This is a genomic window from Noviherbaspirillum galbum (assembly GCF_010974945.1).
GTDB lineage: Bacteria > Pseudomonadota > Gammaproteobacteria > Burkholderiales > Burkholderiaceae_D > Noviherbaspirillum > Noviherbaspirillum galbum.
In genome coordinates this window covers 328655-337615 of the sequence record NZ_JAAIVB010000037.1, presented here as the reverse complement: position 1 = coordinate 337615, position 8961 = coordinate 328655, and the positions used below count along the sequence as shown (strand labels likewise).

At 55.5% G+C, this 8961-nt stretch carries 4 protein-coding genes and 1 pseudogene; 1 reads left to right on the top strand and 4 read right to left on the bottom strand.

Going from position 1 to position 8961, the window contains the following annotated elements; all coding sequences use genetic code 11:
- Positions 1–122, top strand: a pseudogene (locus tag G3574_RS11980) (IS5/IS1182 family transposase); the annotation flags it as partial.
- Between the two features lie 32 nt (positions 123–154).
- On the opposite strand, the gene G3574_RS11975 reads toward G3574_RS11980, so the two are convergent.
- From G3574_RS11975 to G3574_RS11960, 4 genes are all read right to left on the bottom strand, one after another.
- Entirely contained in the window at positions 155–931 is a 777-nt protein-coding gene (locus tag G3574_RS11975; RefSeq protein WP_163963343.1) for a ubiquitin-activating E1 family protein, read from the bottom strand.
- 76 nt (positions 932–1007) lie between these two features.
- Positions 1008–1256: a hypothetical protein gene (locus G3574_RS11970; protein WP_163963340.1), complete on the bottom strand. Its 249-nt coding sequence runs from the start codon at positions 1254–1256 to the stop codon at positions 1008–1010.
- A 617-nt stretch (positions 1257–1873) separates the two neighbouring features.
- Positions 1874–6010 (bottom strand): chemotaxis protein CheB, encoded by a 4137-nt coding sequence (locus tag G3574_RS11965; protein ID WP_163963338.1) that lies wholly within the window; start codon positions 6008–6010, stop codon positions 1874–1876.
- Between the two features lie 172 nt (positions 6011–6182).
- On the bottom strand, positions 6183–8825 hold the full coding sequence (locus G3574_RS11960; RefSeq protein ID WP_163963336.1) for a sensor domain-containing protein: 2643 nt from the start codon (positions 8823–8825) through the stop codon (positions 6183–6185).
- Between the last annotated feature and the right edge of the window lie 136 nt (positions 8826–8961).

Sequence of the window (8961 nt, the reverse complement as noted above, 5' to 3'; positions counted from 1 at the left end):
GTTGGTTGAACCGGTTTCGGGGATTGCTGATTCGCTGGGCAAAGAAAGCGAAGAACTATCTCGCTTTCCTTCACTTCGCTTGCGGCATCATCACCTGGCGCACCATAGGCCTACTGGGATAGGCAGTAAGGAAAGCGCTTAGGCGGGCGGAGGACTAGCGCTGGACCCATTGAAATCCTTCATGCTTGGTGATCGACGCGATTTCAATCGGTCCGCCGACGACCTTGGGTCTGCCAACGGAATACTTGATGAAGCCGATGGTCGTCTCGACTAGATAGCGCGCCAGTTCGATCGCATCCTGGATCGGCATGGCCTCGACGAAAAGAAGTTCATAGAGGTCCGGCACAAGCTTTTCCCGCAGCGCGGCAGCCTGGTCCGGCGTCATGCCATGCTTCACGGCGAATTCATTGAATCGCGTTCCCAGTCCAAATACCAGGCGGTCGAGGGCCTCATATTCCCCATCCCAGCGCAGGCCAAATTCATGTTCACTTTGTATGCATGCCGGTGGCGGACAATCCGGTCCCATCAGGTTGACTTCCCAAACTTCCGCAATCGGCCTTCCCGCCGAGTAGCCGCAGAGACGCAACTTGGTCCAGGTCGTCGCACCATGCGGGACTGACTTCTCCTCGAACAGAAACTGCCGCAGGCGCGCACCGATGGATTCAATCGTATAGAGGGTGGTATCGAGTTGCCACATCTCATGCATACCGTCTTTATTGCTGAACCGTAGTCGCAGGTCCTTGAGCAGCGTATGGATGGATTCGCTGCCGATCCCCCCAGCACCCGTGACCATCACGCCCACCGGAAGGCCTTCGTAAATATTGATGATCTTGTGCGAATTGTTGTAGACCATGCCGCTTGCGAACGAACTGGCGCTGTCCGCGGCCATCACCACACCGTCATTAATCTTGACCGATACAAGTACTGTCATGGCTTCCTTGCGAAGGTCGTGGAGAGAGGTACACGTGTTGGAGGAACCGGCGGCTTTGCCAAGGCGTGCAGATGCACTACTTCTTTGAATCTTGCATAATTTTATGGACGTCTGACCTTGCCTGGAACTGGCTGTTCCCTTCCTTGTACAGGACGCCGCCGATGCGCAGCAATGTTTCGAAGTTTTCTTTCGACAACCTGCCGCGTGATTCGGCAAGCAGCTGCGCCAACTCCAGAATAGTATGCTGGAACATCGACGACTGTGCTTCGTACTCCAGTGTATTCGCCTTCTGCCGGAATAGTTCGATAATTTCTTCCTGAGTCATGGGGGCTCCTTGTCCATGGGGGAGTCTACGCGCTCCTGGAGACGCTGTCTGCGTCGACCTCTAAATGTTATGCAGGTACAACTTCCCTTCCCGCCGGTGTTATCACATAAGAGGCAATCTAGCCCACTGCGGGCAAATATTCGCAAGGTGAGATGTTCTTAGCACGTTTAGCCGAATGGAGAGGGGTTCCGACGTTGACGACATCTTGAAGCGGTCAAATGGTTCTTTATCGAGCAAATATCTGAAGACGTTCGCTTATGGGGATTAATCACCGCTTGGGGTGTGAGCCGCAAAAAGGCGATGACGCTCCAGCTGATGCAAGCCCCGCCCGGTGAACTGCTCCCTCCGGAAGCAATCAGGTAGCGTTGCAGCTTCCAATGATGGATCTTGTGCGGTGAACAAGGTCTGCTTTTGAGAATCTTGACCGTCAACAACGGGTCGGCTAAGGAATGGGGCCGGCGGCAAGGTATAGTCCGTAAGGCGGCGCCTAGCAGTCGGAAACACTGGGCGGGCCGCCGGCGAATCCGGCCATCTTCAGACAGTCACGACTAAAGCCGCCTTCACTAAAGGAGATACAGATAAATGAATTCATCTTTTGCTAATGATCTAGAAAACTGTTACACGGAAAGTCGGCTTGCAGTTTTTATAAATTGATCCAATTCAACGGGCTTGCAGACATGCGTCGCGAAACCGGTTTCCAGCGCACGTCGGATGTCAGCCGGACGGGTGAAGCCGCTTAATGCAATGGCGGCTGTTGCGGCAGTCGCAGGACGCTGACGTAACTCTGCCAGTAACTGGTGGCCATCCATGCCAGGCATGCCTAGGTCAGAAACGATGAGGTCAAACTTATCGTTTGCCGCGTCGGCAATCTGGATTGCGTCAGCACCATTCGAGGCCGTTGTGACGTTGGCGCCTTCCATGCCAAGCAGGATACTAAGGGCTTCCAGCGTTTCCGGCGCATCGTCAACCAGCAGTACGCGTTTTCCCCTCAAGGTGTATTCGGCATCCGGCATCACCGGTGGTTTAGTCAGCTGCGACAAGGAAAGTGGAAGGCAGACTCGGAAATGCGCGCCGCATCCTTCTCCTGCGGAATGTGCTTCGACGCGTCCGCCATGACTCGCGACCAGTTCCTTCACTAGGGCTAGTCCAATGCCTAAGCCGCCAAACTGCCGGGTGGTGCTGGAATTCGCCTGCCTGAACATGTCGAAGATATAGGGCATAAGCTCCGGGGAAATTCCCTTGCCTGTGTCGGTCACCTCGATGATTGCCGCTTCGTCTTCCCGTCCGACCCGCACATGCACGCTGCCGTCCGTCGGCGTGAACTTGAGTGCATTGCTCACCAAATTCCATGCAATCTGCTCGATCCGCACTGCGTCGCCATAGATCAGCACCTCGTCGTCGCCCGTGTCGATACGCAGCGCAACGCCTTTTTTCTCAGCGTCGGCGCCCATGAGTCGAACTACCTGCGCAACGCTGTCCCGCAGCTCGAACTGAGTATGCGTAAGAGATAGCCTGCCGGTATGCAGGCGCGATAGATCCATCAAGTCGTCGATGATCCGCGCCTGGCCTTCCACCATGTGCTTGATGGTCGCAGTGCCTCGAAGGATCGCCGGCGTGCTCGCGGCGTCAGGCAAGCGGCTCAGCATTTCAGCGGTCAGCTGGATCAGGTTGAGCGGCTGCTTGAGCTCATGCGAGAGCACAGCAAAAAATTCGTCGCGCACTCGCGCCGCCTCCTCTGCCCGAATCCTTTCCTGTCGCTCCCATGTCAGCTTGGCGTCCTGCTGCTCATGTACCCATTTCAGCTTGGTGACGTCACGAGCTATCTTGATGTAACCGCCCGGTGATTGCTCCGCCAGCAGCGAGGTAATGCCGCTGCAAAATATGCGTGCGCCGTTCTTACGAAGGTGCCATCGGTCATCCTCGGATCGTCCCTCGGCGCGGGCGCGCCGCAACTCGTCCTGAAACACCTCCATCGCCTGATCTTCCTGGGTATAGAGTCGCCCTGCACTGCATCCGATCATCTCGACTTCGGAATAGCCGAACACGTGTTCGGCGCCGCTATTCCAACTCGTGATGATGCCATTGGCATCCATGGTAGCGATCGCGTAGTCTCTTGTACTGACACTGATGACCTGCATGCGCTGTTCACTGCTGCGCAGATTTTCCTCGGCCGCCTTGCGCGTGGAGATGTCGATGAAGGAAAGAATCAAGCCTTCAATCCGGTCCTCCGCCGTGCGATAAGGCAGCAGGCGGGCGATATACCACTGCCCGCCGCTCGTGCCGCGTACCTCGCGTTCGTTCGGCCGCAGCGTCCGGAAAACGTTCTCGATGTCGTCTTCCAGATCCGGGTAATCGAGTCGGTAAGTGATATCGAGCAGTGACCGGCTAACGTCGCTTTCGATCAGGTTGAACAGCTTGGTGCAAGGCTTGGAGAAGCGCTTGATGCGCATGTTGCGGTCGACGAAAATTGTCGGAATCTCCGTTGCGGCAAGAAAATTCTGCAGGTCGTCGTTGGTCCTCGCCGTTTCGTCTACCTTTATTTTCAGTTCCTGATTGACGGTGTTGAGCTCCTCATTGATCGACTGCAGTTCTTCCTTGCTGGTTTCAAGTTCTTCAGCAGTCGAGCGTAGTTCTTCGTTGCTGGCCTGTAGTTCCTCGTTCGCCCCCTTGAGCTCTTCCAACGCCGTCTCGTACTGCTCGATCACGGAGCGCAGCTGCGCCTTGGTTTGCATCAGCTCCTTTTCTAGATGCACCGCTATCGCATTGTCAGCGGCAGGCTCCATGACCAGAACGGCCTTGTCCGGGTCGGTCGATTCCTCGAACGCCAGGAAGAACATGCCGGTGCCCGCATGCTGGTCGCGCGCTGGACGGATCACCATGCGTATGAAGGCCATTTTTCCCGCTTCCTGCATCGGCAGATAGCGGGTGACGATCTCCTGATGAGACTGGGATGCTTGGAACAGCGCCGCACGTAGTTCCAGTTGCAGGTCGGGGTGGGCCGTGGTCAGGATGTCGGTGGAAGGCTCGCCCCCAGGGTGGTGCAGGAAGCGGCCAGCGCTCCTCGTCGCATATACCACCGCATGATGCTGGTCGATCAAGATGCTGGGTGCAGCGTAGTCTTCAAGGAACTGCCGGTAGATTTCCTGTGGCGCCGCGTGCCGGCGTTCAGGCTGCTGTTTAACCGGTTTCAGTACCGGCGAGAGATCCATGGCTGGAAGGGTCGGTAGCGAATGGCTGCCGGAGCGCAGGTTCGTTGCCTGGTAAATGCGATACTTCTTGTCGACCGGCACAAACAGGTCGGGCAGCGCGTCCACCGATTCCGCCGAACCTAGAAACAGGAAGCCGGCCGGGGCCAGTGCGTAATGAAAGATCTCGAATACTTTTTTCTGCACGTCGCGATCCAGATAAATAAGCAGATTGCGACAGGTAATCAGATGCAGCCGGGAGAATGGCGGGTCGCGCAGGATGTTGTGAATGGCGAACAGAATTTTTTCCCGGATCTCGCGCTTTACGCCATAGCTGACATCGAGCTTATCGAAATACTGGCGAAGCCTTACTGGTGTTACATCGGTGACGATCGAATTCGGATAAGTGCCGCGGCGTGCTATGTCGATTGCCCGCTCGTCGATATCGGATGCAAAAACCTGGATTGGTCTCGGCGCGCTCGACAAGGCGTTCTGGTCGACGAGCAGCATCGCCAAGGAATAGGCTTCCTCTCCTGTGGCACAGCCGACTGACCAGGCACGAATCTGCTCGGCTGCCGGCGCCTCCTGGAAAATGCGTGGAATCACATCCCGTTCGAGCGCTTCGAAGGCTGCCCGGTCGCGGAAGAAATTGGTGACGCTGATGAGCATGTCCTGCAGTAGGGCACGCGCTTCATCGGGATCGGCCTCGAGATGATTTCGGTAGGCAATCACGTTCGGCAGGCCTGTAACCTGCAGCCGCCGCTCGATGCGACGCAATACGGTCGCCCGTTTGTAGTGCTGGAAATCATGGCCGGTGCGAATGCGCAGCATTTTCATGATCTCGCGCAGCGCGACCTCCGCTTCCGCCGCCTGCGCCTCAATATTTGAGGCGGCAAGGCTCTGGTCGAGGTTCCGCGCCTGCGGCAGTTGTAGCGACGAAGCGTTGTGGAAGAGATCGAGCAGCTTTTGAGGCATGTCCACGACCGGCAGCACCCAATCCACCAAGCCGGTCTGGATCGCGCAGTGCGGCATGCTGTCGTACTCGGCGTCGTCCGGCAACTGGGCAAAGGTCATCCCGCCTTTTTCCTTGATGCGGGCGATGCCGACAGCGCCATCCGAACCGGCACCGGACAGAATTACGCCGACTGCACGTTCGCGATGCACCTCCGCAAGGGTGCGGAAGAATACGTCGATGGTGACGTGCCTGCCGTGCGGACGGACCGCTTCGACGATTTGCAACGAACCATCATTCATCAGCAAATCTTTGGTCGGCGGAATGATGTAGACATGGTTCGGCTGTATCGCCACTGTCTGCGTGACCTGGAGCACCGGCATCTTGGTTTTCTCCTGCAGGATTTGGGCGATATTGCTCTTGTGGGTCGGCGACAGGTGTATCACTACCACGAAAGCCATGCCGTTTTCCGACGGCATGGCTTCAAAAAAACGGATCAGGGCTTCGATGCCACCAGCTGAGGCGCCAATTCCTACCACGAAGAACGACAGGTTGCTGGGTGTGAAGCCTGGCGCTGGTGGTGGGAAGTGCAGAATGCTGAATTTGTCCTCGTTCATGGGAAGCAATCGTATGCATGACTGTTATATTGGCATTGAGCTTACACTTATCGCCGGCTCCTTGGTTGCTTTCTGCCCATGATAGACAAATTGCCTATGCGCGTTCATAGAATCAGCTGATTGAGCATTTCGTCCTTATCGTTCCTGCTGATAGGTTGGTTACCAGTGCACGTCAATGAAGATTCCCGTCAAGCATCCGCTGGAATATGGTTGATGGGATAGGCGGGGAAAAATAAAAGCCCTGTCCGTAATCGCAGCCGGCTTGCCGCAGGAAAGTCATCTGCTGTTCGGTTTCGATTCCTTCGGCAATGACCTTCAGTCCAAGCTTGTGTGCCATCAAGATAATGCTTTCCACGATCGTCTGATGGGTAAGATTGACATTGATGTCTTGGATAAAAGACTGGTCTATCTTGAGATAGTCGATGTGAAACTGGTGGAGGTAGGACATCGCCGAATAGCCGGTACCGAAATCGTCAAGCGCCACCAGCAGACCTGACTGCGCAAAACGTAAGAGTTGGTCTTTTACGGAAGGAGACGGATGAAGGAGCAGGCCCTCGGTGATCTCGACGATGATCGCGCTGCTCGGCATATCCATTTCGGACAGATATCGCAGCCAGTCCGACCCGGTTGAGTCGGATAAGAACTCCATCGGGGATCTGTTAATTGATATCGGCACGATACGTCCGGCAATCTGGTTCGATTCCTTAGCGCAGGCGACCGCTTCACAAAATACCCAGTGGCTGATCTCGGCAATTAATCCGGCTTCCTCCGCCAGAGGAATGAATTCGGCGGGGCCAACATTCCCCATGTTCGGATGGTGCCAGCGCAACAGTGCCTCCGCCTTGGAAATGGTAACGGTCTTTAGGTTCACAACCGGTTGATAGTGCAGGGAAAGTTGCCCCCGCACCAGGGCTTGGCGCAGGTCAGTTGACAGGCGCAACCGGGCATGGGCGATCTCGTCCATCTCCCTTGTGTAACAACTGAAGCGGTTCTTGCCGTGCTCCTTGGCCGTGTACATCGCCTGATCGGCTTTCTTGATCAAGTCCTGACCATCATTGGTGTCGGCCGGGTAGAGCGCCACGCCGATGCTCCCGGTAATATGGCCCAGTGACTGTCCCAGATAAAACGGAGCGCCAAGGCCGTACAGCAATTTTTCAATGACGGAATTGATCTGATTCAGATCGTCCAGGCCAGTCAGCAAGACGACAAATTCATCGCCGCCCCAGCGCGCAACCACGTCGGTCTGTCGAACGCAGGCCTTGATTCGGTACGCTGCTTCGATCAGTAGCAGGTCGCCGGCATCATGGCCGTGCAGATCATTGACTTGCTTAAAACCATCCAAATCAATGAACAAGAGCGCTAACTTGCGGTTTGAGCGTTGCGCACCGCGGATTTCCTGTTCCAGCCGGTCGCGAAACATGCGACGGTTAGCTAGTCCGGTCAGCACGTCTAGGTTGGCATAGCGCCAGGCCAGCTCTTCCGCATCCTTGCGCGCGCTGATGTCAGACAACATGCCTCCCATCGCAATCGGGCGGCCACTTTCGCTCCAGGCAACCACTACCCCGCGCGAAAGCACCCATTTCCACTGACATTGGCGATCGATCAAGCGGAATTCACACTCATACATGCGATTGTTGCCCGTGATGCAGGCTCGCACCGCATGGACGACCCGATCGTAGTCATCCGCATGAATCAAGTGATGCCAGTTGATCGTGCCAGTGAAAAATTCATATTCCTGCCAGCCAAAAATCTGCTTGAGCTTGCCAGAAATGGTGTAGGTATTGCGGACAAGATCCCATTCCCACGTACCTTCGCCGGCACCTTCAACCGCCAGTTTCAGGCGGTCGTTCATAATGCGCAGGCGATCGTGCGTCTGCATCCGCTCGGTGACATCGCGAAAGATCAACTGGTAAGCATAGCGGCCTTTCCAGTTCAATGGGCTGACCACAATCTCGAGAAAAGCCGTGTCACCGTTGCGTCGCCGCCAACGTAACGTCGTCGGCACGTCATTGTCTTTCCCGTGCATGACCTCTGACAGTCGCTGGTGAAGACTGGGCAAGGTATCGGTGCCGTGGAATTCCTCGGCCAAGCTGCGCAGCAGGTTTTCGGGTTGTTCCACTTCGAAAATGCGTGCTGCTGCGGCGTTCGCATAGACGTAGCGGTCAACTACCTTTACCAGAATACCGTCGGGACTGCTGTCGGCAAGGTTATGAAGCTGGTGGGGAGGCACGGTGGCGTGGATACCGCCATCCTGCTTCTTGCTAACATCCATACATACGCCAAGAATGCGGCCGGAACCATTGCTGCCTTGGCGGCGGACTACGGTAGCACGAGTCAAAAGCTCGATATGCCGTCCATTAGGAAGATGAAGCTGGTATTCCAAGTCAAAAGGCTGGCCGCTTGCTATGTCGTGCGCTAGACGCAAACGATCCTGATTACTGATCAGTTGCATCCATTGTTTGGCAGAAATAATGTGAAATTGTTCGGCATACCCGACTATGCGTGCCAACAAAGGACACAACATGATGGTTTGGGACGGGGGGTTGAGATACCAGATCCCGATTCCGGCGGCTTGGGTGCCCAAGCGGTGAGCCAGGATGCAATGTTTGCGCTGTGCGTCAAGCCAGTCTGGGACATTTTCCGGCACGGGATGCGACAGCTCTAAAGACAGTGCAGAGCTGAAATGGCGCAAGGATCCTGGAACAAAGGGAGCGCTCATCGATAAACCCCATTCGGGAACATATGAGAGTTTTAATAAACAATTAAGTTTCGTCGGTTCGAATTTTTGGTGAAAAGTTAACATCTTCAGAACCATACAACCAAACTTTTCAAAAACGGACTGGCCTTGCGAGTTCCTTGTAGCAACTTCTGCTTCCCAGCTATGGCTGCTTTGGGTCGATTTCGACAGTTTAGTCTCGATCAGGCAGGGTCCGGAAGGCAGACTATAGCTG

What these genes read in the sequence shown, in the direction of transcription:
- G3574_RS11975 (WP_163963343.1), bottom strand. Translation starts at nt 931, where the DNA reads ATGACAGTACTTGTATCGGTCAAGATTAATGACGGTGTGGTGATGGCC.
- G3574_RS11970 (WP_163963340.1), bottom strand. Translation starts at nt 1,256, where the DNA reads ATGACTCAGGAAGAAATTATCGAACTATTCCGGCAGAAGGCGAATACA.
- G3574_RS11965 (WP_163963338.1), bottom strand. Translation starts at nt 6,010, where the DNA reads ATGAACGAGGACAAATTCAGCATTCTGCACTTCCCACCACCAGCGCCA.
- G3574_RS11960 (WP_163963336.1), bottom strand. Translation starts at nt 8,825, where the DNA reads ATGGTTCTGAAGATGTTAACTTTTCACCAAAAATTCGAACCGACGAAA.